The sequence below is a fragment of the Lysinibacillus sp. NPDC093190 genome (assembly GCF_050280425.1).
GTDB lineage: Bacteria > Bacillota > Bacilli > Bacillales_A > Planococcaceae > Lysinibacillus.
Map to the genome: position 1 here is coordinate 20,287 of NZ_JBNNVG010000024.1, position 24,155 is coordinate 44,441.

The following is a 24,155-nucleotide window of genomic DNA, read 5'->3' on the forward strand; positions in this document are numbered from 1 at the left end:
GAAAGTACATGTCTGAGCGTATGATGGCTAGTGAGGCAGGTAGCTATGATGAACAGTTTGAATTATCTTTACGGCCACAAAGATTAGCACAATACATTGGTCAACATAAGGTAAAGGAGAATTTACAAATTTTCATTGAAGCGGCAAAGCTTCGTCAGGAAAGTTTAGATCATGTGCTGTTATATGGACCGCCTGGACTTGGTAAAACTACCTTAGCTGCTGTTATCGCTAATGAAATGAATGTCAATGTGCGTATGACTAGCGGCCCTGCGATCGAGCGCCCTGGAGATTTAGCAGCTATTTTAAGCTCACTGGAGCCAGGGGATGTGCTATTTATCGATGAAATCCATCGCCTGCCTCGTGCAATAGAAGAGGTGCTTTATCCTGCCATGGAGGACTTTTGTTTAGATATTGTCGTTGGTAAAGGCCCTGAAGCACGTTCTGTTCGACTTGATTTACCGCCATTTACACTCGTTGGTGCAACAACAAGAGCTGGCGCATTATCAGCACCTTTAAGGGATCGCTTTGGCGTGTTATTGAGATTGGAGTATTATGATAATACGTCACTTGCAGAAATTGTTGTACGTAGTGCGCATTTGTTTGATGTTGAGATTGAGCAAGTAGCAGCACTTGAAATGGCGACACGCTCGCGTGGTACACCCCGTATCGCTAACCGTTTGCTTAAACGAGTGCGAGATTATGCACAGGTGCTTGGAGATGGTATGATAACGGAGGGACTTGCTAAGCAAGGGCTTGAGCTATTACAAGTCGATCCTAGAGGGCTTGACCATATTGACCATAAACTTGTGACCAATATGATTGAGCGCTTCCGTGGTGGCCCTGTAGGCTTAGATACGTTGGCAGCATCTATTGGCGAGGAACGCGTAACGATAGAGGATGTGTACGAGCCATATTTGATGCAAATTGGCTTTATACAACGGACGCCACGTGGACGTGTGGCAACACATTTAGCCTACGAACATTTTGGATATGAATATCCCCAACAAACCTAGAAGAAGGAAGTATTTTCATGCGTGTAGAAGATTTTGATTTTGAATTGCCAGAAGAGCTTATTGCACAAACACCACTTTTGGACCGTACAGCTAGTCGTTTAATGGTAGTGACGCCAGGCTCGAACAATGTTGAGCATCATCATTTTGCTCATATTTTAGATGAGCTACAAGCTGGAGACTGCCTTGTGTTAAATGATACAAGGGTCTTACCAGCGCGTTTAATGGGCGTTAAGGAGGAAACTGGTGCTCATATAGAGGTACTGCTATTAAAGCAAGTGGCAGGTACAGATGAGTGGGAAACACTTGTTAAACCAGCTAAACGTGTAAAAGTCGGCACAGTTGTAACATTTGGAGATGGCTTACTGACAGCTACTTGTACAGGAGAACTTGATCATGGTGGACGTACATTTGAGTTTAAATATAATGGGATTTTTTATGAAATTTTAGAGCGACTTGGTGAGATGCCACTACCTCCATATATTCGTGGAAAATTAGAGGACAAGGATCGTTACCAAACCGTTTATGCAAAAGAGCGTGGCTCAGCTGCAGCACCAACTGCAGGTCTGCATTTTACAGAAGAATTACTAGAGCAAGTGAAAGCAAAAGGGGTCGAAGTTGTATTTATCACGTTACATGTGGGACTTGGAACTTTCCGTCCTGTAAGTGTAGATTCAATTGAAAATCACGCAATGCATTCCGAATTTTATAGTGTAACGGAAGAAACGGCATCTATCATAAACCGAGTAAAGAGTAACGGTGGAAAAGTGATTGCGGTTGGTACAACCTCTACACGTACATTAGAAACTATCGGCTCTAAATATGAAGGTGAAGTGCGAGCAGAACAAGGTTGGACGTCTATTTTCATTTATCCAGGATATGAATTTACGGTTGTAGATGGTTTAATCACAAACTTCCATTTACCAAAATCGACCCTTGTAATGCTTGTTAGTACACTTGCGACAAGAGATACCATTTTAAGTGCTTATCAACAAGCTGTAGAAGAAAAATATCGCTTCTTTAGCTTTGGTGATGCTATGTTTATTCGTCCAAAAGGAGAATAAAGAAAAAAATCGGAGTACTGTTTTTACTTTAGATAAGAGAGGAATTTTTTATAATATGACACAACCAGCAATTCGTTATGAGCTACTTCATACTTGTAAGCAAACAGGAGCACGCCTTGGCATCGTGCATACGCCGCATGGCTCTTTTGAAACGCCAGCATTCATGCCTGTTGGTACACAAGCAACTGTTAAAACCATGTCACCTGAAGAATTAAAAGAAATGAATGCAGGTATTATTCTGTCAAATACGTATCATTTATGGCTCCGACCAGGTAATGATATTGTTAAGGAAGCAGGGGGCTTGCATAAATTTATGAACTGGGATCGCCCGATTTTAACAGACTCAGGTGGTTTCCAAGTGTTCTCACTCAGTCAATTCCGTAAAATTGAAGAAGAAGGGGTTCATTTCCGCAATCATTTGAATGGGGACAAATTGTTTTTAAGTCCAGAAAAGGCGATGGAAATTCAAAATGATTTAGGCTCGGATATTATGATGGCTTTTGATGAATGTCCACCTTACCCTGCGACATATGACTATATGCTGCAATCAGTAGACCGTACAACACGTTGGGCTAAACGTTGTAAAGAGGCACATAATCGACCAGAAGAACAAGGTTTATTCGGTATAATTCAAGGGGGAGAATACGAGGATTTACGCCGTCGTTCTGCAGAAGCATTAGTAGAGCTAGATTTCCCAGGTTATGCAATTGGAGGGCTATCTGTTGGTGAGCCTAAGGACGTTATGAACCGAGTATTAGAGTTTACAACACCATTAATGCCAACTAATAAACCACGTTATTTAATGGGTGTCGGGTCACCTGACTCATTAATCGATGGTGCTATTCGTGGTATTGATATGTTTGACTGTGTATTACCAACACGTATTGCCCGTAATGGCACATTAATGACATCTGAAGGTCGTTTAGTTGTTAAAAATGCAAAATATGCACGTGATTTCGGACCAATTGATCCGAACTGTGATTGCTATACATGTAAAAACTATTCACGCGCCTATATCCGCCATCTAATTCGTACGGAAGAAACATTTGGTATCCGTTTAACGACTTACCATAACTTACACTTCTTATTGAAATTAATGGAGCAAGTGCGTGAGGCAATCCGTGAAGATCGTCTGGGTGATTTCCGAGAAGAATTTTTCGAGAAATACGGCTTTAATAGACCAAATGCGAAAAACTTCTAATATTTAGTAAAAAGATCATGTGAATTTGTGTGATTTATGAATATTTCTAGCAAATTATTGTCTATCATAGAAAAAATATTAGTAATATAGAAAAATTTTAGGTTTGTCCATCGCTTTTTTAGGGTGGAATAGTCTATACTAAAAAAGTGAGAATTAGAAAGGGGGCAAGAAGAATTATGAATACATCATCATTACTACAATTTGCACCAATATTATTAATGTTCGTTGCAATGTGGTTTATTTTAATCCGCCCTGCTAAAAAGAGACAGCAGGAAACACAAAGTATGCAGAGTAATTTGCAACGTGGAGATAAAGTTATTACAATCGGTGGCTTACATGGTGAGGTTGACTCAATTGAGGACACAACTATAACATTAAAAATCGCAGACAATGTGCGCGTAAAATTTGATCGTCAGGCAATTGGACGTATTGTTAATAACTAATATTAGGTCTTAAAGGCGTTGTCCAACATTAGTGGACAACGCCTTACACCATATAAATAGCTTTGTCAAAATGCAGGAGTTCATTTTTGACAAGGCTTTTTTTGTATAAAAAGTAACGTACACGGTCACCTTATTATATGGGGGTGACTGCATGGAAGAATATTTAACAATTATTTTTAGAACATGCTTTTTATATGTGTTTATCCTAATAATTTTTCGTTTAATGGGTAAACGTGAGGTCGGCGAATTATCTGTAATAGATTTAGTTGTATCCATTTTAATGGCTGAGGTTGCTGCGTTTGCACTTGATGATTTCGAAAGTCCTTTATTTAGTGTGATTTTACCAATCATCATATTGTTTTTCATTCAAATAACAACTGCATATATTTCACTCAAAAGTAAAAAATTCCGTGATCTAGTTGATGGTGATCCAGTATTACTGATAAGAGATGGTGTCATTTTAGAAAGTGAAATGCGCAAGCAACGCTATAATTTAGATGATTTGTGTCAACAATTACGCGAAAACGGAAATGCTTCCGTTACAGATATTGCTTATGCTTATCTAGAGCCCTCGGGCAATCTGTCTGTATACCAAAAAGATGAAAAGGCATTTGTTTACCCACTGATTATCGACGGTGATATTCAGGATAGGCATTTACAGGTATTGCATAAAGATGTTGATTGGTTAATGGCAGAGCTTGCTAAAAATAATATTACGGATAGTAACACTGTATTTTTTTGTGTTTGGGAGGAAGATCGGCTCCATATCCAGCTGAAAGAATCTTAAACTTTCTTGGCCAACTTACGAAGGTAGCGCAAATCAGTTATGCGTAACTGATTGGAAAATAGTAAAAAAGTAAATAGTAAAAACAGGGTTACACAACTACTTAAAATAAAAGGCAGTGGCATCATTTGCATCAGGAAATACTGAGTAACACAAACAGCTATAAAGCAGCTATATGGAACAACAAACATTCTAAATCCAGCACGCAAATTTTTGCGCTGTCTTACTGTTGCAATATGCAAAAACGAAGTTAATAAAACGCCAAAGCCAATTGCTACAACGGCACCTTTTTCCTGTATACCAGGTTGAGAAGCAAGTACGAACATGACAAAGAGCTTACCAAGACCACCGTAAATGGAGTTCATCATTGCTGCGCGAGCCTCACCGATTGCTTGTAATATAGAGTGCAATGGACTTTGTATATAATAAAAATAAAAAATAGGCGCTAATATTTTCACATAACCACGATTTTCTTCTAAGTGAAAGAGCTTCACCGCTAAGTCGTCTCCATGAACGAAAAAGTACGTAGCAGCAACACAGCCCACTAATGATGAAAGTCGCAATGATACAGAAATGCGTTCCTGTAGGAGCGGAATATGCTGGCGTGCAACGGCGTCACTAACAGCTGGTATAAGAACGATCGAAAGTGCTGCAGACACAAATGCCGGGAATAGTAATAGAGGGACTAGTACACCCGAAATAACCCCATATAAAATTGTTGCTGCGGAGGCTGTCAATCCAGCCATAGTTAAAGCCTTTAAAAAAATGATAGGTTCTAAAAACCAAGTAAAAGATCCAAATAGTTTGCTTCCTGCAGAAGGAAGGGCAATTCGTAACATCGGAGAGGCAGGATAAGCCTCGATTTTGTTTTTTCGTGTCAATAATTTTTTCTTTGAAACAATATAATGCATCCACAAATACAAGAAAGCAACGACTTCAGCTAGAAGCGTAATACCCATAGCAGAGGCTGCTGTAACGGCAGCATTATCATAGGCAGCCACAAAAGGTAGTGTAAATGTGATGAAGCTAATGCGGATAATTTGTTCAATCATTTGAGCCCAAGCTGTTGGTGTAATTTTTGCAATACCCTGTAAATAAGCGCGCAATAATCCAGAACCAACTGACACTGGAACAGCAAAGAGTGCAATCCAAAGCGTAAATGTTGTTTGTTCATTATGTAAAAGCGTAGTCGAGATATATGGTATTGTAAGCGCAACAATCGGCATAAAGATGATCATGCCAATAAATGACCAAAGAATAGCCGTACGCATAACACCATAGATGCCTTCGCGTTTGTTTTTTGCTAGTAACTCTGCTACAATTTTTGCCACAGCGATAGGTAGTCCAAGTTGAATGAGTGAGATGAAGAAAATGAACGCCGGATAGACGGTCATATAAATGCCGACTGCCTCTCCACCAGCGATACGCATAAATTGCATTCTATAAAAGAAGCCAAAGAGTTTTGATAAAAAAATCACGAACATTAAAAATAGTGTACCCCGTACAAAAGAACTCATGCCATCCGTCCCTTCTCAAGCCACAAAAATTCATTTACACTATTTGTATGCAAACATGTCTTACGATACAACTTTGATTGGAGATGATTCAAAATGAGTATGCAGTATGAGCAACTATTTGAAAAAATTCGTCCTGCAATCGATAGTAAGATAGAAGAGTTTAAACATTATCAATACGATGCGATTACAGCAGAAGAACTATGGCGCTATTGTGTAGAGAAAAAATGGCGCAGAAAAAATATTGATCAATTACGTTTACATGAAATTATCGCAACTATTTTTGCAGTATCACCATCCGATATCGTATCATTTAATCAAGTAGAATTTTTACAAAATAATGATTGGTTTACAGAATTGAATACGGAAGAGTTAAAAATGCTACTTGGCCCGGTTAAAACTTAAGAAGAATGTGTGAAATTTGTCAAATAATAAAAGAATACTAAAAGTGTTGAATTGACACCAAGCGCAACGTGTTTCATAATGAGTGTGTTGCGCTTTTTTTATTTGTATAAGTATATTTATTCAAAAACCTCCTAATAATTCTTTTCTAAATTTGGAGGCATACACCTATTCAAATACAGGAATAAATTTGCGCGTTATGAACGATTGAAATAAGTAGAGCAACCTTTTTGAAGCACAGGCAACATTATTCTAAAGGAAAAGGAGGAATAAACGTTTCAAAAGGACTTGCTATTATACTTGTTTGTAGTGTAAGGACTTGCCTTACACCAATTCGAGGAGGATTTATAAATGAAACTAAAAAGTCGTATAGTTGCATTCGTACTACTAATGGTTATTTTTGCAGCAACCATCGGTACGACTGTAGGCGGCGTCTTAAAGGACATTAAGCTAGGCCTTGACTTACAGGGCGGGTTTGAGGTTCTTTATGAGGTGAATGAATTAAAAGAAGGACAGAAAATTACACCGGAAGTTGTTTCCGCAACTGCGAAGGCACTCGATAAACGTATTAATGAAATTGGTGTAAGTGAGCCAAGCATTGAAATTGAAGGTGAAAATCGTATTCGTGTGCAATTAGCAGGTGTTGAAGATCAAGAATCAGCACGTAAATTATTATCTACGTCTGCGAATTTAACATTCCGTGATGTTGATGACAATTTACTATTAGATGGTGACGACTTAAAACCAGGTGGCGCTAAAGATTCTTTTGACCAACAAAATCGTCCAATTGTTTCACTAACATTAAAAGATGCGCAAAAATTTGCTGATATAACAAGTAAAATTGCCGCTAAACCAGCAGGTCAAAACTTACTCGTTGTATGGTTAGACTTTGAAGAAGGTGTTGATTCATATAAAGCTGAATCACAAAAAGCGAAGCCTCGCTATGCATCTGCAGCAACAGTTAACCAAACATTAAATACAACAGATGTAATGATTAGTGGTAATTTCTCAGTTGAAGAAACGAAAAATTTATCAGGTATTTTAAATGCTGGGGCACTTCCTGTAAAGCTTAATGAAACTTATTCTACTTCAGTTGGTGCACAGTTCGGTGATGATGCATTGAAAAGTACGGTTTTCGCAGGTGTTGTGGGTGTAGTAATAATTTTCTTATTTATGCTATTCTACTACCGTTTGCCTGGCTTCATTTCCATTATTACACTAGCCATTTTCACTTTCTTAGTACTAGTTGTATTTGACTGGATTAATGCGGTGTTAACACTTCCAGGTATCGCAGCTATCGTGCTTGGTATAGGGATGGCGGTAGATGCGAATATTCTTGCCGCAGAACGTATTCGTGAAGAGTTACGTGTCGGTTATTCGGTTAAACAAGCATTCCAGATTGGCTCTAAGGAGTCTTTATCAGCAATTGTCGATGCACAGCTAACTACATTATTAGCAGCTGCTGTATTATTCCAATGGGGTACAAGCTCTGTTAAAGGGTTTGCAACAACATTAATTATAAGTATTTTACTAAGCTTCGTAACAGCTGTTTGGGGCTCTCGTGTACTACAAGGATTACTTGTAAATAGTGGCTATTTCAATAATCCAGCGTGGTTTGGTATTGCGAAATCAAAACAGCATAGCCTAGATGAAAATATAGGAACATTAGATTTATCAACGAAATTTGATCGTTTTGACTTTGTGCACAACCGTAAGAAATTCTATACATTCTCATTAGCTATTTTAGTAGCTGGTTTAGTGGTTCTTGGTATATTCCGACTAAACCTTGGTGTTGATTTCTCAAGTGGTACCCGTGTTCAAATTGAAGCAGATCAAACGTTGAATAAAGAAGAAGTATCCAAATATTTAGATAGCATCGACCTCTCATCGGAAGATATCGTTCTTTCTGGGGAGAAAAGTAACAGTGCAGTAATTCGCTATAAAGATGATTTATCTCAAGCGGATATTTTAAAAATACAAAAAGATGCTACTGAAAAGTATGGGCATAAGCCAACAGTTAGTACAGTATCTGACACGGTTGGTAAAGAGCTTGTGAAAAACGCAATCAAAGCTTTATCTTTTGCGGCTATCGGTATCATTATCTATGTAGCAGTTCGTTTCGAGTGGCGCATGGGTGTTGGGGCAATTGTCTCGTTACTACATGACGTATTCTTAATTGTTGCTGTATTTAGTTTTATGCGCTTAGAAGTTGATATTACGTTTATTGCAGCTGTACTGACAATTGTCGGTTATTCTATTAATGATACGATCGTTACGTTTGACCGTATGCGTGAAAACTTAGATCGATATGATACGATTAAGGACCGTGAAGTGTTAGCGGATATCGTTAACAAATCACTACGTCAAACAATGGGTCGATCTGTCAATACAGTGTTAACGGTTATTATCGTTACAGTGGCACTTCTTATTTTAGGTGCACCATCGATTCAAAACTTCTCAATCGCGTTATTAGTTGGTTTAATAACAGGTATGTATTCTTCAATTTGTATTGCTGCACAAATCTGGTATTCACTTAAAATTCGTGAAATGAAAAAATCAGATGGTCAAATACACAAAAAAGAGAAAAAACAATGGGGCACTGACGAGCCTACTGTTTAACTTCAAATGAAGCAGGGAAGGAACATTTCCTTCCCTGTTTTTTGATGAAAAAAAGAATCTGCTTGCTTTCTTAGGAAAGCAGCAGATTCTTTTGTTGCGTTTAAAGTTTAAATTGCAGTAGTAATGATTGCAATTGCTGCGCGTTGACGCTTAATTCCTCAGCTACCACATTCACCTGCTGCATTGTTGCAGCTTGCTCTTCTACTGCTTCAGCAATGATTTGTGAATTGCTCGCTGAAATGCTCGCACCATTTGCAATTTCTGTTACAGAGGCAGCGACTTCTTCAGCACTTGCTGAAATTTGTTCCGAAGTGGCTGAGATATCTTCAATTTGGTCAGTAAATGCTTGCACAGACTCTGTAATGGAATCAAATGCATCACCGGCTTCATGAATTTTTGCTACACCATCCTGGACTGATGCTAATCCTTCATGCACAGCAGCTGCTACATTTCTTGTATCCGTTTGAATTTCATTTGTGATGGCAACAATTTGGCCAGCAGATTGATTAGATTCTTCAGCAAGCTTTCTTACTTCATCTGCTACAACCGCGAAGCCTTTGCCATGCTCACCAGCTCGTGCTGCTTCGATGGAAGCATTGAGTGCCAGTAAATTTGTTTGTTCAGTAATAGCCGTAATTACTTTTGTAATTTGCCCGATTTCTTCAGATTGCTTACTTAGCTTTTGTGTTAAATTGGCAATCCGTGTAGTTGATTCAGAAATTGTATCCATCTGCTCTTTGGCAGTTGAAATAGTTTTCCCCCCGGTATTGGCAAGCTGAGTCATATTTATAGCATTGTGATGCAAATTTTGAGTAGCCTCAGCAATTCGTTGTACACCAGCAGCTGTTTCGTCCATAGCTAGAGCACTTTGTTGAGAAGCACTAGCAGATGAAGATAAATGGTTTGACGTGTCTTGTACTCGATGTGAAATGTCGCTTGATGTTGTTGTCACTTCTACAGTGCTTGCGGAAAGTTCTTCAGAAGCAGCAGATAATTGTGTAGCATTGTCCTGAACATTTTTAAGCAGTACAGATAAATTCTGTTTTAATGCATTCACAGCTGTGGCAAGTGTACCAATCTCATCTTTTGAGTTATGTTCAAGCTGAGCAATCGTTAAGTCACCGTGTGCTAATGTATCGGCTGTGTCAATTACTTTACGAAGCGGTTGAATGATGTAGTGTTTTACAAAATATATAAAATATAAACCAACAATTACACTTAAAACAAGTAAGGCAATAGAAATAATAATAGCTCGAGCAACTGTTTGGACAACACTGCTTTTAACCTTTTGCAGCTGTTCGTCATGATATTTTAATAAATCATTTGTCAGAGTATAAATTTCTTTGTTGCTTTTTGTAACTTCTCCATTTATGTATGATAAAGCTAAATCTGTCTTTCCACTATTAAATGCTTGCACTGCTTTATCAGAACTTGTTAGTAAATCTTGCTGTAATTCGGTTACTTGCTTCATAATATTTTTTGTGTAATCGGAACGAACAATGCCTGAAAGCTCTTGAATCGTCTCAGGTAATAGTTTTTCATAACGTTCTAAATTTGATTTTGTCGTCTCATCCTTACTATTTAGAATATAGGAACGTAAAAAGAGCCCTTGTGAAGCAAGCTCTTGCTGTATTTTCTCTGTTAATTGAATTTGCACGATTCTGTGATCAAGTACCTCTACTAGATCTCCTTCAACCGACTTAAATTGAAAAAATGCAATAATACTTGATATTAAAAGTAAACAGGTGAGTGAAATAAAGCCTATATTTAGTTTTTTTCGAACGGTCATATTCGTTCCTACTTTCTTTTGTGTATTAGAGAATGAGTGTTCTAAAATTACTATAACTTGATATTTTTACAAGGTCAATACTTGATAAATACTCAAAAGTAGGCAGTTTAATCTCCTTTTTTGGTATGTGAAGAGGGTTATTTTCCCTATTATATAATTTCAAAACTCCTTTCAACATTTTTCTTTTTCTCTGAATTGATTGACAATTCTTGTGGTTTGGCATAGAATAAGGCTAACTTTTTTGTTCGATACAAGGTAGTTGGTCTCGGGAGCGAGGTCAGCCTTAGAACAGATGAGCTGAGTTTAGATGAGAATAGCTGAGAAATTGTTGAATAAGATTAGTAGTATAAGTGTGCAATTTAGAGAGTCAGTGGATGGTGCAAACTGATTTGTAGCTTATGTGAATGGACTTATGAGAGTCGCTAATTATTAATAGCGAACGGATTCCCCACGTTATAGGGGGGTGCTTCAACTTAGATAAAAGATACGTCAATTTAACAGGCGAACTAAGGCCAAGCACATAAGGGAGAGCAAATATGCTCTAATATGAGGTGGCAACGCGGTCATGATCGTCCTCTGCAATTAGGAAAAATCCTATTTGCAGAGGACTTTTTTTGTTGCTTCTAATTGCAAGGGGATGAATGCTTCGCTTTCGCACAGAAACCAATTGTTGCCCCGACGTCCCCAGGAAAGCACCCAGTTGGAACGGAAATCAGCCCTACGCTTTGATGATGATCCTTTTTTAACAAGAACCGATTCAGCTGCTAAACATTTGTAAGTTAAACGGTAGTGAATTTTTAGGAAAAGGAGCTTGGTAATTATGCAATCGACGAGTTCAAGAACAAAAATGAAAACTATTAATGCTGATTCTTTAACACCGATTTTAATTTTTAGACGCCTGCAAGGGAACCGTAAATTTTTGCTTGAAAGTTCAGCACAGCATGAGGGAGCAGGACGTTTTTCTTTTATCGGTGCAAATCCGAGAAAAACGTATAAAGGCTTTGGAGATGAAATTCAGGAATACTCATATAAGACGGGAAACACATATACACATAAGGGCGATATGTTTGTTTTACTGAAAAGATTAATGCCACGTATCTCCAATACGACACAATTCCCGTTTTCAGGCGGAGCTGTTGGTTATGTTGGTCATGGGACAACAACGATATTATCGACTGCTCAGGATAAAGTGCAGCTACCAGATGTGCATTTCCACGTGTATGAGACTGTCATTGTGTTTGATCATGTAACAGATGAAGTTACTTTGATTCATACGAATATTGATGCAGAGAAAAAAGAACCAAATTTAGAAGATTTAGCAGAGCAGCTTCTAAAAGGTAGAGAGGGTGAGGATACAGCTTGTAGTTACGAACCTTTTGAATCGACTACGAATGAACAATTTACAACATCTCTTACATCTAGCAAAGCTACTTTAGATGAAGATATTACAAGAGTCGTCCTATCAAAGTGTTTTTTAGCAAATTTACAAGGAGATGCTTTCGCTTTATATCGTCAATTACGTAAAAAACATCCTGCTCCGTATATGTATTATGTAGAGTTTGAGGATCATGTTGTTTTAGGAACATCTCCTGAAAGCCTAATTCGAGTACAAGGTGAGCGTGTGATTGCGACACCAACAGATGGGACATATCCTAGAGGTTCCACAAAAGGTCAAGACTTAGAACAGGAACGAAAGCTCTATGAAAACACAAATATTAGAAAGTCACATGCTGTACTTGTTTCTGCCGTGCGACAAGAGTTACAGTCTGTGTGCTTCCGAGATTCCATTCAAGTCATTGAGGCGATGAGAATTGAGCGTTCAAAGCATGCATTACACATGACATCGAGAGTTGAAGGGCAAATATTACCGATGCTTCATGCACTTGATGTATTAGCTGCAACGTTACCACCCTTTGCATCAATAGGTATTCCAAAGGATCAGGCAAAAGACTATTTAGAAAAATCTAGTCAAACTTCAGGGATTTTTGGAGGAGCTCTCGGATTTATTGGTTTTAACGGTCATCTTGATTTTGCTTTAACAGGAAAATCCATTGTTATAGAAAATGAAACGATGCATATGCAATCAACTGTAACGGTGACCAAATACACAAACGTCAAAGAAGTATTAAAACAGGTAGAAAAAGACGAACAGGAATTTTTACAGCTACTTGAAAAAGAAGGAGGTCAACACTAATGGACGGTATTCGTCAAAAAGTTCAACAACGAGAGCATTTAATGTATGAGGAAATGCTACAGGCAGCAAACTGGATGTTCCAAGATGACACACCGAAGGAACAAATCGCAAGCTTTTTAACGGCACTATCTGTCAAAGGTGAAACAGCACATGAAGTAGCGGCATTAGCCACAATTATGCGTTCCTTTGCATTAGACGTACCAGCCAAAGCAGGTGTCTATATGGATAATTGCGGTACTGGAGGGGATGGTCTTAATACATTTAATATAAGTACAACTTGCGCCTTTGTATTAGCAGGGGCAGGTGTCAAAATGGCGAAGCACGGCAATCGTAAAATTTCTTCGGCATCAGGAAGCTCGGATGTTTTAGAAGCACTCGGTATTCATACGAATATTTCCATTGAACAAACTGTTGATCTGTTAGAGAAAGAAGGAATAGCCTTTTTATATGCTCCAAATGTCCATCCGAAATTAAAGAGGATTGGCGAGGTACGTCGGGCACTAGGTAAGCCAACAATATTTAATCTTGTCGGTCCACTCACGAATCCAGTGCCTCTATCGACGCAATTTACAGGCATTAACCGTCCTAATTTTGTCATGGAGTATGCTTCCGTATTACAAATGCTCGGGCGTGAACGAGCAATGGTCGTTTCTGGGCCACTAGGTTTGGATGAGGCTTCTTTAGCTGGTCAAAATACTTTTGTCCTAGTAGATAAGGGTGACTTAATTCCATTTTCATTAACTGCAGAGGATGCGGGTCTTCGCTATGCCCCATTAGAGGCTATTCGTGGAGGTAATGCAGATGAAAATGCTGCGATTATGCGTAAATTATTAGCTGGTGAACAAAGTGCTTATTTTGACACAGTTTTATTGAATACTGGTATTGGGTTGTTCAGCTATGGAATGGCTGAAACCGTTAAAGAAGGTGTAGAAATGGCGAAGGATAGTATTTTTAGCGGGCGTGCACTACGAAAATTAGAGGCAGTCGTTGCTTATAGTGAGCATATTAAAGAAGTGGAGGTCCGACAATGAATATCTTAAATAAAATTCTCGAACAAAAAAAGCTAGAAGTTAGTGCGTTACTTGAACAGCCCGACCCGTTAGCTAATTTTACAGAAAAGCTGCGTCCGTCATTATTTGAACGATTGAGAAAAGCTGAAACATTACAGGTTATTTCTGAAATGAAGCGTGCTTCCCCCTCGAAGGGGCTAATCGCAGAAGGGGCAGATCCGGTTGCGCAGGCAAAAGCTTATGCAGAAGCTGGAGCAGCGGCCATTTCTGTTTTAACAGATAAACAGTTTTTTAAAGGCTCCTTTGATGATTTAGCGGCAGTTGCAACTGCTGTTCAAACGCCACTTCTTTGTAAGGACTTTATGATCGATCGTGTGCAAATTCGATTTGCAAAGGCATCAGGTGCATCTATTATTTTACTAATTGTAGCCGCGTTAACAGATGAGGCATTACGTGACCTGTATAGCTATGCAACAAGCTTAAATCTAGAGGTGTTAGTTGAGGTGCATGATCTTGAGGAGCTTGAACGTGCTATTGCAGTTGGTGCCAAATTAATTGGCGTCAATAACCGTGATTTACGTACCTTTGAGGTGAGCTTAGAACGGACACGTGAAATTGCTAAAGCTTTTCCGTTCGAAGAAGAGAAAGTATTAATAAGTGAAAGTGGGATTTGGACGCAAGAAGACGCTAAAGTGGTGGCAACCATGGGAGCTAGTGGCGTTCTTGTAGGTGAGTCATTAATGCGCAGTGGTAATGCGGGTACTGCGTTAAAAAGTTTACAGGTCAATAAGATGGGGGCATCTGTATGACGAAGATAAAAATTTGTGGACTGAAGGAACAACAGCATGTGCAGGTAGCAGTAGAGGCAGGAGCAGATGCAATTGGTTTTGTCTTTGCGCCAAGTAAACGACGGGTGACGGTTGAACAGGCACAGCAATTAGCCAAACATGTGCCAGAGAGTGTTTTAAAAATTGGTGTTTTTGTCAATCCAAGTGCAGAGGAATTACGCACAGCGGTAGAAAGCGTGCCATTAGATTATGTGCAATACCACGGGGAAGAATCTCCGGAGTTTATTCGTCAGCAAGGCTATCCAGCCATTAAAGCTTTGTCCGTAAGAGGTGTTGAAGATGTTCAGGCTGCTGCAAAATATGATGCAGACTATTACTTATTTGATGCACCAGGGACAGATTTTAAAGGAGGTAGTGGTCACACGTTTGATTGGACCTTCTTAGAGATGGTAGGGATTCCTCGAGAAAAAATAATTTTAGCAGGTGGTTTGCAAGCTGAAAATATTGAAGAAGCAGTATCACTAGTGTCGCCATTTATGGTAGATGTATCGAGTGGTGTAGAGACAGACGGTGTAAAAGACATAGCCAAAATAAACGCATTTTTACAGGCAGTGCAGAAGGGGAGAGCATAATGATGAATTCAATTGCAAATAGTGTTCCGACAAAGGAAGGGCGTTACGGAAAATTTGGTGGACAATTTGTTCCGGAAACATTAATGACAGCTTTGTTGGAATTAGAAACGGCCTATGATGAGGCAATGAATGATCAAACATTTACTGAGGAACTGGCCTATTATTTACAACAATATGTCGGTCGTGAGACGCCGTTGTATTACGCAGAAAATTTAACAAAGGTGCTAGGAGGCGCGAAGGTTTATTTAAAGCGTGAAGATTTAAATCACACTGGAGCCCATAAGATTAATAATGCAATTGGTCAAGCGCTTCTTGCAAAACGAATGGGGAAAAGGAAAATAGTGGCAGAAACAGGCGCGGGACAGCATGGAGTGGCCACGGCAACTGCATGCGCATTATTGAATCTTGAATGTGTTGTATTTATGGGAGAAGAGGATATAAAACGCCAACAGTTGAATGTGTTTCGTATGGAGTTACTCGGTACCAAAGTAGAGTCTGTAGAAACAGGTTCAAAAACATTAAAGGATGCTGTTAATGCAGCACTGCGCTACTGGGTGACAAATGTTGAAGATACTCATTATATTTTAGGTTCAGCTTTAGGACCACATCCATTCCCGAAAATCGTAAGGGATTTTCAACGTGTAATTGGTGTTGAAACTAGAGAGCAGATTTTAGCTAAGGAAGGACGTTTACCAGATGCAGTCGTTGCTTGTATAGGTGGTGGTAGTAATGCAATCGGTATGTTCCATCCTTTTGTCGATGATGAAACTGTAGCGCTATACGGAGTAGAGGCTGCAGGCAGTGGCATTGAGACAGGAAAGCATGCAGCAGCAATTGCCGGTGGACAGCTAGGAGTTTTACATGGTGCATACATGTATTTATTACAAGATGAAAATGGCTTCGTGCAAGAAGCACATTCTATTTCAGCTGGTCTAGATTATCCAGGGAAGGGGCCAGAGCATTGTTATTTACATGATATAGGGCGTGTTAAATTTGATTCGATCACAGATAGTGAAGCACTTGAGGGCTTACAGTTACTAAGTAGAACAGAAGGTATACTACCAGCACTAGAAAGCTCTCATGCCATTGCCTATACAGCAAAACTCGCGAAGACAATGTCTACAGATGACATCATTGTTGTGTGCTTATCCGGCCGAGGAGATAAAGATGTTCATACTGTTCGTAAAGCATTAGGAGGAGATATGTAATGACAACACTTCAGCAGGCAATTGAACAAACGAAAATCGCTGGTAATAAAGCATTTATACCATATATTATGGCGGGCGATGGGGGTCTAGAAACTTTGAAGCCAACGATCCTAAAGCTACAGCAAATGGGGGTAACAGCCATTGAAGTGGGTATACCGTTCACGGATCCTGTAGCGGATGGGCCGACGATAGAGCAAGCAGGTGAACGGGCTTTAGCAGAAGGTGTGACATTACGTAAAGTGCTAGAAGTATTAGCTTCATTTAAAGAAGAAATTCAAGTTCCGTTAGTTGTTATGACTTATTTTAATCCTGTTTTAGCTTACGGGTTAGAGGCTTTTGCTAACGATTGTGTGGCGGGGGGCGTTAAAGGATTAATCGTTCCTGATGTACCACTTGAAGAAAGTGCCGTTTTACGTGACACATTAAATCCTCATGGTATCGACATCGTCCAGCTTGTCTCGTTAACAAGTCCACCAGAGCGAATTGCACGTATCGCGGAGGCCAGTCAAGGTTTTGTCTATGCTGTGACAGTCAATGGAATCACAGGGGCTCGCACAAGCTTTGCTAATGATTTAAAGGATCATTTTGCTCGCTTACGTGAAGCAAGCCAAATACCAGTACTGGCTGGCTTTGGCATTTCCACTCCCGAACAAGTGGTAAGCATGGGGGCACTTAGTGATGGTGTAATCGTAGGTAGTGCAATCGTGACAGCATTGCATGAAGGGAAATTAGAGAAGGTTGAAGCATTAGTTTCTGTTTCAAAAGGTGTGCTTGAGAAGTCTACTCTTTAATAGAGTGGGCTTTTTTCTTTTGAGACTGATAGATATAAGTAGAAACGACGGACTGCCACAAATTGACAGGTAAAACTATCATTCTGACGGATAGTGCGGATAGGCTAGATTTTAGGTATAATAGCTTTCGTAAGGAAGTGAAAAGATGATTCTATCGAAAAAGAGATGGCAGGTAGAGCGCCCAGACGCTAAGCTTGTCCAAACATTACAAAATGACCTACAACTTTCTGCGATTGCAGCGAAAATTTTAGCAGCACGAGGCTGCGAAACAACTGCTGACGCAGAGAGCTTATTAAATATGACAGAAACAAGTATCCACGATCCGTTTTTAATGCATGGTATGGCAGAAGCTGTGGCACGAATTGAGCAAGCGCTTGAAAACGGAGAGAAAATCCTAGTATATGGCGATTATGACGCGGATGGTGTCACTAGCACGACGGTAATGCTGAATGTGTTGTTTGATCTCGGTGCCGATGTTTCGTTTAAAATACCGAATCGTTTTATTCACGGCTATGGACCGCATGAAGCACTATTTCGTGAAGCGTATGACGAGGGCGTTCAGCTAATTATTACAGTTGATAATGGTATTTCAGGCATTGAACCGATTCGTGTCGCGAAGGAACTAGGTATGGATGTTATCGTTACAGATCACCATGAACCAGGCGATGAATTACCACCTGCCGATATTATTTTACATCCTCGTATACCAGAAGGACACTATCCATTTGGCGAGCTTGCAGGTGTGGGTGTAGCTTTTAAGTTAGCTCATGCTCTATATGGAGAACTACCAACGCATTTAATTGAATATGTCGCTGTTGGAACAGTAGCGGATTTAGTACCATTAGTTGATGAAAACCGCTACCTAGTAAAACGAGGAATAGAAGAAATGCGCCGTTCACTCAGCCCTTGGGTACAAGCAATGTGTGAAGTAGCCAGTGCAGAGCAAGCTAAAATTAACGAAGAAACAATCGGTTTTTACTTTGGACCGCGCTTAAATGCAGTTGGTCGACTTGGAGAAGCAGCCCCAGGTGTAGAGCTATTAATGGCTGAGGATAATGCTAAGGCAACAGCATTGGCAAAACAGCTTAATACGTGTAATAGTGAGCGCAAAGATATTGTAAAGAGTATTACAGATGAGGCCATTGCTCTCATTGAATCAGATAAAAAAATTGGGGACTCACTCGTTTTAGTTATTGTGGGAGAAGGTTGGAATGCTGGGGTAGTAGGGATTGTCGCATCTCGTCTTGTAGAGCTTTATTATCGTCCAACAATTGTACTGTCACTAGACTATGAAAAAGGAACAGCTAAAGGCTCAGCTCGTAGTATTGAAGGCTTCCATTTGTATAATGAACTAGCGAAGAATCGAGATATATTACCTCATTTTGGTGGGCATCCTATGGCAGCGGGGATGACATTATCTATTGAGCATGTGGATGAATTAAGATCACGCTTAGATACTCAAGCAAAAGCTTGTTTATCAGAAGAACAATTAACACCAGTACTCAATATTGATATCCCATTAAAAATGGATGAAATTTCAGCAGATGCGATTGAAGAAATTTCAACGCTTGGTCCATATGGTACGGATTTTCCAAAGCCTGTTTATGTGCTCGAAGATGTAGAAATATCCTCCATGCGGAAAATTGGGGCAGCAGAAAATCATATAAAAATGGAATTGACGGATGGCTATGAAAAATTGGATAGTGTCGGTTTCAATAAAGGACATTTACACGACGAGCTAACATATGGAATAAAAGTATCGTTTACTGGGGATTTACAAATTAACGAGTGGCAGGGACGTAAAAAAGCACAATTTATGATAGAAGATGTCCAAACTACTGAATGGCAATTATTTGATATTCGTGGTATACGACAAACATCACGCTGGTTAAATACGGTCCCAAAAGAGGAGGCAACATTCATCGCCTTCCGTTCAGAGACGGTGACCTATTACCAATCACTTTTTAGTGTACCGATCCTAGCAGTGGATCCTACGCTTTCAAATGTAAAACAAAGCAATTATATCGTGCTATTAGATTTGCCACAAAATGTTCAAATGTTAGAAAATGTATTACAAAAAACAGCATCTTCCCGTATTTATGCACACTTTTACATGCCTGATTCACAGTATTTCAATGGATTGCCTACGCGTGAGCAATTCTCCTGGTATTATAAGTTTTTAAAAAATCGCCCTGCTTTTCCACTGAATATGCATTTGGCTGAATTAGCAAAGCATACAGGTTGGCCATTAGATGCATTAAAATTTATGACACAGGTGTTTTTTGAGCTTGGTTTTGTTAAAATGGAGAGTGGACTGACGACTGTCAACGTGAATGCACCAAAACAGGCACTTACAGAGGCACCGTCTTACAAACAGCGTTCAGAACAGATTGAAATGGAGCAGAAGCTTGTATATGCCCCTTATATAGAATTAAAACAATGGTTTGATGAACGATTACATTAATATACGAAAAAGTTTCGTAGGAGGAACAATAATATGGATTTAAAGCAATACGTAACAACGGTTGAAAACTGGCCGAAAGAGGGCATCAGCTTCAAAGATATTACAACAATTATGGATAACGGTCCTGCATACAAATATGCAACAGATCAAATCGTAAGTTACGCAAAAGAATTAGGTGCTGAAATTATAGTAGGTCCTGAGGCTCGAGGCTTCATTATCGGATGTCCAGTTGCATATGCGCTTGAAATTGGTTTTGCGCCTGTTCGTAAGCCAGGAAAATTACCACGTGAAGTGATAAGTGCTGACTACGGGCTTGAGTACGGTAAAGATACGCTTACAATGCACAAAGATGCAATTAAACCAGGTCAAAAAGTATTAATCTGTGATGATTTACTTGCGACAGGTGGTACAGTTGAAGCGACTGTACGTTTAATTGAACAATTAGGTGGTCAAGTTGTTGGCTGTGCATTCCTTATCGAATTAACAGAGCTAAACGGTCGTGCAAAACTTGGCGACATAAACATAAAAACACTTATTCAATATTAATAAATGATTGGTTACTTGCTAAATGAATTGGTTGATTGGAGTTCATTGGCATAATAGTTCTTCAACAGAATGAAAAGCGTCACATTTTTGTGGCGTTTTTTTTATTTATGATTTATATGAGGAATATCGAATAAAGATATTTTAAATTAATTATTAAGGGGGAGTTAGCTTTGTCATATTATGTAATTGATGCTTTTACAGAAACAAAATTTGGTGGTAATCCAGCAGGCGTAGTGATCCATGAAAATTTAGATGAAGAGTTTATGCAGAAATTTGCTGCAGAAGTTCGATTTTCAGAAACAGCATTTATTAAAAAAATAGACAATGAAAATTTTGATATAAAGTTTTTTACGCCGACTGCACAGGTTGAGCTTTGTGGACATGCTACAATTGCATCCTTCAAGGCATTATTAGACAGTTGTGCTATTGAAGATAATAATACATATTTTATGAAAACACTCGCTGGCACACTTACTGTTGTAGTGAATCAATCATTTATCATGATGGAGCAAGCTGAACCTCAGTTAGGAAAAATATTCGATGATTATGATATTTTGTCTAACCTTTTCAAGATTGATAAAAGCCAAATAGGAGATATAAATTTCAATTTAGTGCCTCAAGCTGCAAGCACTGGTCTTTGGGATATAATGCTTCCAATAAAAACAAAGGATGATTTGTATGCGTTAAATCCTGATTTTAAAGCACTCGCTGAATATACAAAGATTAATAAAGTGGGAGGCGTTCATGCATTTACGCTCGACACAGAAGAAGGGATAGCAGAGAGTAGGAACTTTTGCCCACTCTACGGTATTGATGAGGAAGCCGCAACGGGTACTTCAAATGGGCATTAACTTATTATCTTTTTCATAACCACATACTAAATGAATTTGATCAAGAGTACTCGTTCTTTCAAGGGCATAGTATGGGCAGACCTTCTAACATCCTTACAAAATTAATAAATAAAAATAATCCAAGAGTTATGGTAGGAGGGCAAGCAATTATTTTGTCAAAAGGGGAACTGTGCTAGGTTGACTTCTTACTTCGGCAAAACGAGTGGTTGATTTCCGTTCCGACCGAGCGCTTTGTTGCTGTCGCTTCGCTTTCGCACAGAGCAAAGCTTCCTGGGGGCGTCCGATGAGCCGCTTCACTCGCTCTGCTCGCTCCAGGGTCTCATCTGTGACGCTAATCCCCGAGGAGTCGCTCAGTCTCCACTCCAATCAACTACTTCACTTGGCATCTCACTCTAATTTATGGTGAAAACATAGCGACAGCAACAAATGATTTTGTGCTAAAGCAGAGCCATACTTCATTTAATATGACACCTTAATTTCAGTGGGATATTAGTTTTAGAACAGCATGAAGAATCCAATTTGATCAATCATTTTCAAAATGGATTCTTAAAATGCTAGTAACTATTGTTTATGTCTACTTTTTTATTCTTCATCATAAGATTGAATTATTTTTTGCATAGTTTTCAATGTTTCATAAAAATCCTCGTATTTCTCTATGCCAATATCATTGATAATTCTTTCTTGGATATCTTCCCAAATTGGAGCTGCCTCGTTTAATTTTTCAACCCCTTTTTCAGTTAGTGTAATGACCTTTGTTCGAGCATCTTGCGGATCTCTCGTAATATCCACATAGCCATTTTGCTTTAACAAGTTAACATTGCGTGTAATGGTTGTTTGATCGAGCAGCAAAATTTCACCTAGTCTACTTATAGAAACTGATTGTTGATGGTCGATATTTGCTAGCATGGAGTATTGTGTAACTTTTAAGCCAGTGGGCAGTAGTAATTTATCATACAGTTGTGTCACGACTCTTGTTTTTTTTCGAAGGTTTGCACATACACATATTTGTGTGTAATCTATATTTTTCATTGCTCCGTACTCCTTTTCGAGTTGGTTCAATATTATAGTAGCCTTATTGATTTATTTTGTTAAGCTGGAAAATGTTCCTTGACAGTAATAAATGCGATTACTAAGATTATATATGTATATACATGCTTTAGAAAAGTATTTATCAAAGTAATATATGCATATACATATATTGAGCTGTAATCTTTTTCATTAAAGAGTATTTCAAAAAACTTTCAAGAAATGAAGGTGTTAAGATGAAGCGTATTCATTACAGTTGGTTTATTTTGGTTATAACATTTTTCTCAATTATTGTTGCAGGGATTACAATGTCATCATCAGGAGTTTTTATAGATTCCTTTGAAAAAGAATTTAATTGGGATCGATCTTTAATTGCCTTAGCTTTTGCAGTGAGTCTATTTTTATATGGTTTTTCAGGCCCGTTTATGGCGGCATTACTAGAAATAGTAGGATTAAAGAAAATGATGCTAGGTGCGATGGCTACATTATTCATAGGCATGATGCTTACGCTTTTCATGACACAGTCATGGCAATTAATTATTATATGGGGCTGTATTATTGGCTTAGGAGCAAGTGTCTTTTTAACTGTGTTAAGTCCTTATGTAGCCAATCGTTGGTTTGTGAAAAGCAGAGGGTTGGCCGTAGGGATTTTAACGGCAAGTACTGCAACAGGGCAGTTAATTCTCCTTCCTATATTAGCAATTATTATTGAGCATTATTCTTGGCGATGGGCGATTGGATTAATTCTCATTTTAAGTATTGTTATGTTCATCACTATTTCTATATTTATTAAAAATAAACCACAGGATATAGGAATTCTTCCTTATGGGATGGAAGAAGATCTAGAAATGCAACAAGAGAATCATAAGAAAAACCCGATTAGTATTGCTTTTAACGGTTTATTTGAGGCTATAAAGAAGAAAGAATTTTGGTTACTAGCGGGAAGTTTTTTTATTTGCGGGCTTTCAACGAGTGGGTTAGTTGGTACTCATTTCGTTTCTTACTGTATTAGCTTTGGTGTGCCTTTAATAACCGCTGCATCCTTTCTTTCTTTTATGGGAGTGTTTAATCTCGTTGGCACCACTTTATCAGGATGGTTGTCTGATCGATTTGATAATCGATGGTTATTGTTTTGGTATTACCTTTTAAGAGGAGCGTCTTTGCTTATACTCCCGTATGCATTAATGCAAGGCTCACTCACATTACTGACAATCTTTACGATATTTTATGGATTAGATTGGATTGCTACAGTACCTCCAACGATTAGTATTTCAAGACAAATTTTTGGTACAAATAAAAGTGGCATTATTTATGGGTGGATTTTCGCTTCGCATCAAGCAGGAGCTGCAGTTGCTGCTTATGGTGGAGGCCTTATTTATAAGTTTTTCGATTCATATACTTGGGCCTTTTTCCTTGCTGGGATGTTCTGTGCATTGGCAAGTTTATTTGTCATCATCGTAAAAAAACAAACACCTCATCAAGCCAATACTTGATAACTAGGTTACTCGCTTTCCTGTGGGTGCGATTCGTCGATTTTCGAAATTTTATCAACGATCGGCATTTTGGAGCATCGAGACGTTCCTCCGATTTTGTTTGATGCTGCCGCTTCGTTAACACTACGCTTTCGCACAGAAAACAATTGTCCAACTTATATTGGAATTCGCCGCTAAAAGTGTGAGTTTCGCCGCTAACCAAAGGACTAACGCCGCCAAAACATAAAATTGCGCCGCTAACCAAGCAAGGAACGCCGCAAAAACCTGAAATTCTGCCGCTTCGCTTTCGCGCAAAAAAAATCGGCTTCAACTTTTTTGTTTAAAAT

20 protein-coding genes and 1 other annotated feature are annotated in these 24,155 nt (G+C 38.9%); of the genes, 17 read left to right on the forward strand and 3 right to left on the reverse strand.

Going from position 1 to position 24,155, the window contains the following annotated elements; genetic code table 11:
* Positions 1 to 8 precede the first annotated feature (8 nt).
* The 5 genes from ruvB (at position 9) to ACQKOF_RS17710 (ending at position 4,505) form a co-directional block, all read left to right on the forward strand.
* Entirely contained in the window at positions 9 to 1,013 is a 1,005-nt protein-coding gene (ruvB, locus tag ACQKOF_RS17690) for a Holliday junction branch migration DNA helicase RuvB (RefSeq protein WP_370041877.1), read from the forward strand.
* A 17-nt stretch (positions 1,014 to 1,030) separates the two neighbouring features.
* A complete protein-coding gene (gene queA / locus ACQKOF_RS17695) occupies positions 1,031 to 2,074 on the forward strand; it encodes a tRNA preQ1(34) S-adenosylmethionine ribosyltransferase-isomerase QueA (RefSeq protein ID WP_427559754.1) in 1,044 nt (347 codons plus the stop codon).
* Between the two features lie 55 nt (positions 2,075 to 2,129).
* Positions 2,130 to 3,275, forward strand: a complete 1,146-nt coding sequence (tgt, locus tag ACQKOF_RS17700) for a tRNA guanosine(34) transglycosylase Tgt (protein WP_427559756.1) — start codon at positions 2,130 to 2,132, stop codon at positions 3,273 to 3,275.
* Positions 3,276 to 3,451: 176 nt separating this feature from the next.
* Positions 3,452 to 3,718 (forward strand): preprotein translocase subunit YajC, encoded by a 267-nt coding sequence (yajC, locus tag ACQKOF_RS17705; protein ID WP_427559759.1) that lies wholly within the window; start codon positions 3,452 to 3,454, stop codon positions 3,716 to 3,718.
* A 151-nt stretch (positions 3,719 to 3,869) separates the two neighbouring features.
* Complete coding sequence (locus tag ACQKOF_RS17710; RefSeq protein ID WP_427559762.1) at positions 3,870 to 4,505, forward strand: DUF421 domain-containing protein; 636 nt, start codon at positions 3,870 to 3,872, stop codon at positions 4,503 to 4,505.
* Here ACQKOF_RS17710 and ACQKOF_RS17715 read toward each other — a convergent pair.
* Entirely contained in the window at positions 4,502 to 6,019 is a 1,518-nt protein-coding gene (locus ACQKOF_RS17715) for a putative polysaccharide biosynthesis protein (RefSeq protein WP_427559765.1), read from the reverse strand. The two genes, ACQKOF_RS17710 and ACQKOF_RS17715, sit on opposite strands and share 4 nt — an antisense overlap.
* A 93-nt stretch (positions 6,020 to 6,112) precedes the next feature.
* Between ACQKOF_RS17715 and ACQKOF_RS17720 the strand changes: the two genes are divergently transcribed.
* Positions 6,113 to 6,421 (forward strand): post-transcriptional regulator, encoded by a 309-nt coding sequence (locus ACQKOF_RS17720; RefSeq protein ID WP_370041887.1) that lies wholly within the window; start codon positions 6,113 to 6,115, stop codon positions 6,419 to 6,421.
* 348 nt (positions 6,422 to 6,769) lie between these two features.
* Positions 6,770 to 9,037, forward strand: coding sequence for a protein translocase subunit SecDF (gene secDF / locus ACQKOF_RS17725; protein ID WP_427559768.1), 2,268 nt, complete (start codon positions 6,770 to 6,772; stop codon positions 9,035 to 9,037).
* A gap of 100 nt (positions 9,038 to 9,137) precedes the next feature.
* Here the strand turns inward: secDF and ACQKOF_RS17730 are convergent, their stop codons facing one another.
* Positions 9,138 to 10,826: a methyl-accepting chemotaxis protein gene (locus tag ACQKOF_RS17730; protein ID WP_427559771.1), complete on the reverse strand. Its 1,689-nt coding sequence runs from the start codon at positions 10,824 to 10,826 to the stop codon at positions 9,138 to 9,140.
* A gap of 319 nt (positions 10,827 to 11,145) precedes the next feature.
* Positions 11,146 to 11,406 (forward strand) — a binding site (T-box leader).
* Between the two features lie 240 nt (positions 11,407 to 11,646).
* Between ACQKOF_RS17730 and ACQKOF_RS17735 the strand changes: the two genes are divergently transcribed.
* The 9 genes from ACQKOF_RS17735 to ACQKOF_RS17775 all read left to right on the forward strand — a co-directional run bounded on the left by ACQKOF_RS17735 (position 11,647) and on the right by ACQKOF_RS17775 (position 21,310).
* Positions 11,647 to 13,020, forward strand: a complete 1,374-nt coding sequence (locus ACQKOF_RS17735; protein ID WP_427559773.1) for a chorismate-binding protein — start codon at positions 11,647 to 11,649, stop codon at positions 13,018 to 13,020.
* The gene (gene trpD / locus ACQKOF_RS17740; RefSeq protein WP_427559776.1) at positions 13,020 to 14,051 is read left to right on the forward strand and encodes an anthranilate phosphoribosyltransferase; all 1,032 of its coding nucleotides are present in this window, start codon (positions 13,020 to 13,022) and stop codon (positions 14,049 to 14,051) included. The genes ACQKOF_RS17735 and trpD overlap by 1 nt, the downstream gene beginning before the upstream one ends.
* The gene (gene trpC, locus ACQKOF_RS17745) at positions 14,048 to 14,839 is read left to right on the forward strand and encodes an indole-3-glycerol phosphate synthase TrpC (protein WP_427559779.1); all 792 of its coding nucleotides are present in this window, start codon (positions 14,048 to 14,050) and stop codon (positions 14,837 to 14,839) included. The genes trpD and trpC overlap by 4 nt, the downstream gene beginning before the upstream one ends.
* Complete coding sequence (locus ACQKOF_RS17750; RefSeq protein ID WP_427559781.1) at positions 14,836 to 15,450, forward strand: phosphoribosylanthranilate isomerase; 615 nt, start codon at positions 14,836 to 14,838, stop codon at positions 15,448 to 15,450. The genes trpC and ACQKOF_RS17750 overlap by 4 nt, the downstream gene beginning before the upstream one ends.
* Complete coding sequence (gene trpB / locus ACQKOF_RS17755; RefSeq protein ID WP_427559784.1) at positions 15,450 to 16,658, forward strand: tryptophan synthase subunit beta; 1,209 nt, start codon at positions 15,450 to 15,452, stop codon at positions 16,656 to 16,658. The genes ACQKOF_RS17750 and trpB overlap by 1 nt, the downstream gene beginning before the upstream one ends.
* Positions 16,658 to 17,449, forward strand: a complete 792-nt coding sequence (gene trpA / locus ACQKOF_RS17760) for a tryptophan synthase subunit alpha (RefSeq protein ID WP_427559786.1) — start codon at positions 16,658 to 16,660, stop codon at positions 17,447 to 17,449. Before trpB ends, trpA begins: the two co-directional genes overlap by 1 nt.
* Before the next feature lie 145 nt (positions 17,450 to 17,594).
* On the forward strand, positions 17,595 to 19,913 hold the full coding sequence (gene recJ, locus ACQKOF_RS17765) for a single-stranded-DNA-specific exonuclease RecJ (RefSeq protein WP_427559789.1): 2,319 nt from the start codon (positions 17,595 to 17,597) through the stop codon (positions 19,911 to 19,913).
* 33 nt (positions 19,914 to 19,946) lie between these two features.
* On the forward strand, positions 19,947 to 20,459 hold the full coding sequence (locus tag ACQKOF_RS17770; protein ID WP_053484790.1) for an adenine phosphoribosyltransferase: 513 nt from the start codon (positions 19,947 to 19,949) through the stop codon (positions 20,457 to 20,459).
* A gap of 170 nt (positions 20,460 to 20,629) precedes the next feature.
* Positions 20,630 to 21,310, forward strand: a complete 681-nt coding sequence (locus ACQKOF_RS17775) for a PhzF family phenazine biosynthesis protein (RefSeq protein WP_427559791.1) — start codon at positions 20,630 to 20,632, stop codon at positions 21,308 to 21,310.
* A 582-nt stretch (positions 21,311 to 21,892) separates the two neighbouring features.
* Here ACQKOF_RS17775 and ACQKOF_RS17780 read toward each other — a convergent pair.
* The gene (locus ACQKOF_RS17780) at positions 21,893 to 22,339 is read right to left on the reverse strand and encodes a MarR family winged helix-turn-helix transcriptional regulator (RefSeq protein ID WP_427559794.1); all 447 of its coding nucleotides are present in this window, start codon (positions 22,337 to 22,339) and stop codon (positions 21,893 to 21,895) included.
* 233 nt (positions 22,340 to 22,572) lie between these two features.
* Between ACQKOF_RS17780 and ACQKOF_RS17785 the strand changes: the two genes are divergently transcribed.
* A complete protein-coding gene (locus ACQKOF_RS17785) occupies positions 22,573 to 23,829 on the forward strand; it encodes an MFS transporter (RefSeq protein WP_427559796.1) in 1,257 nt (418 codons plus the stop codon).
* Positions 23,830 to 24,155 lie beyond the last annotated feature (326 nt).

Coding starts and splice junctions, on each gene's coding strand:
- ACQKOF_RS17730 (WP_427559771.1), bottom strand. CDS start 10,826: ATGACCGTTCGAAAAAAACTAAATATAGGCTTTATTTCACTCACCTGT.
- ruvB (WP_370041877.1), top strand. CDS start 9: ATGTCTGAGCGTATGATGGCTAGTGAGGCAGGTAGCTATGATGAACAG.
- trpC (WP_427559779.1), top strand. CDS start 14,048: ATGAATATCTTAAATAAAATTCTCGAACAAAAAAAGCTAGAAGTTAGT.
- queA (WP_427559754.1), top strand. CDS start 1,031: ATGCGTGTAGAAGATTTTGATTTTGAATTGCCAGAAGAGCTTATTGCA.
- ACQKOF_RS17710 (WP_427559762.1), top strand. CDS start 3,870: ATGGAAGAATATTTAACAATTATTTTTAGAACATGCTTTTTATATGTG.
- ACQKOF_RS17750 (WP_427559781.1), top strand. CDS start 14,836: ATGACGAAGATAAAAATTTGTGGACTGAAGGAACAACAGCATGTGCAG.
- tgt (WP_427559756.1), top strand. CDS start 2,130: ATGACACAACCAGCAATTCGTTATGAGCTACTTCATACTTGTAAGCAA.
- ACQKOF_RS17780 (WP_427559794.1), bottom strand. CDS start 22,339: ATGAAAAATATAGATTACACACAAATATGTGTATGTGCAAACCTTCGA.
- yajC (WP_427559759.1), top strand. CDS start 3,452: ATGAATACATCATCATTACTACAATTTGCACCAATATTATTAATGTTC.
- ACQKOF_RS17715 (WP_427559765.1), bottom strand. CDS start 6,019: ATGAGTTCTTTTGTACGGGGTACACTATTTTTAATGTTCGTGATTTTT.
- trpD (WP_427559776.1), top strand. CDS start 13,020: ATGGACGGTATTCGTCAAAAAGTTCAACAACGAGAGCATTTAATGTAT.
- recJ (WP_427559789.1), top strand. CDS start 17,595: ATGATTCTATCGAAAAAGAGATGGCAGGTAGAGCGCCCAGACGCTAAG.
- ACQKOF_RS17770 (WP_053484790.1), top strand. CDS start 19,947: ATGGATTTAAAGCAATACGTAACAACGGTTGAAAACTGGCCGAAAGAG.
- ACQKOF_RS17785 (WP_427559796.1), top strand. CDS start 22,573: ATGAAGCGTATTCATTACAGTTGGTTTATTTTGGTTATAACATTTTTC.
- trpA (WP_427559786.1), top strand. CDS start 16,658: ATGACAACACTTCAGCAGGCAATTGAACAAACGAAAATCGCTGGTAAT.
- ACQKOF_RS17720 (WP_370041887.1), top strand. CDS start 6,113: ATGAGTATGCAGTATGAGCAACTATTTGAAAAAATTCGTCCTGCAATC.
- ACQKOF_RS17735 (WP_427559773.1), top strand. CDS start 11,647: ATGCAATCGACGAGTTCAAGAACAAAAATGAAAACTATTAATGCTGAT.
- secDF (WP_427559768.1), top strand. CDS start 6,770: ATGAAACTAAAAAGTCGTATAGTTGCATTCGTACTACTAATGGTTATT.
- trpB (WP_427559784.1), top strand. CDS start 15,450: ATGATGAATTCAATTGCAAATAGTGTTCCGACAAAGGAAGGGCGTTAC.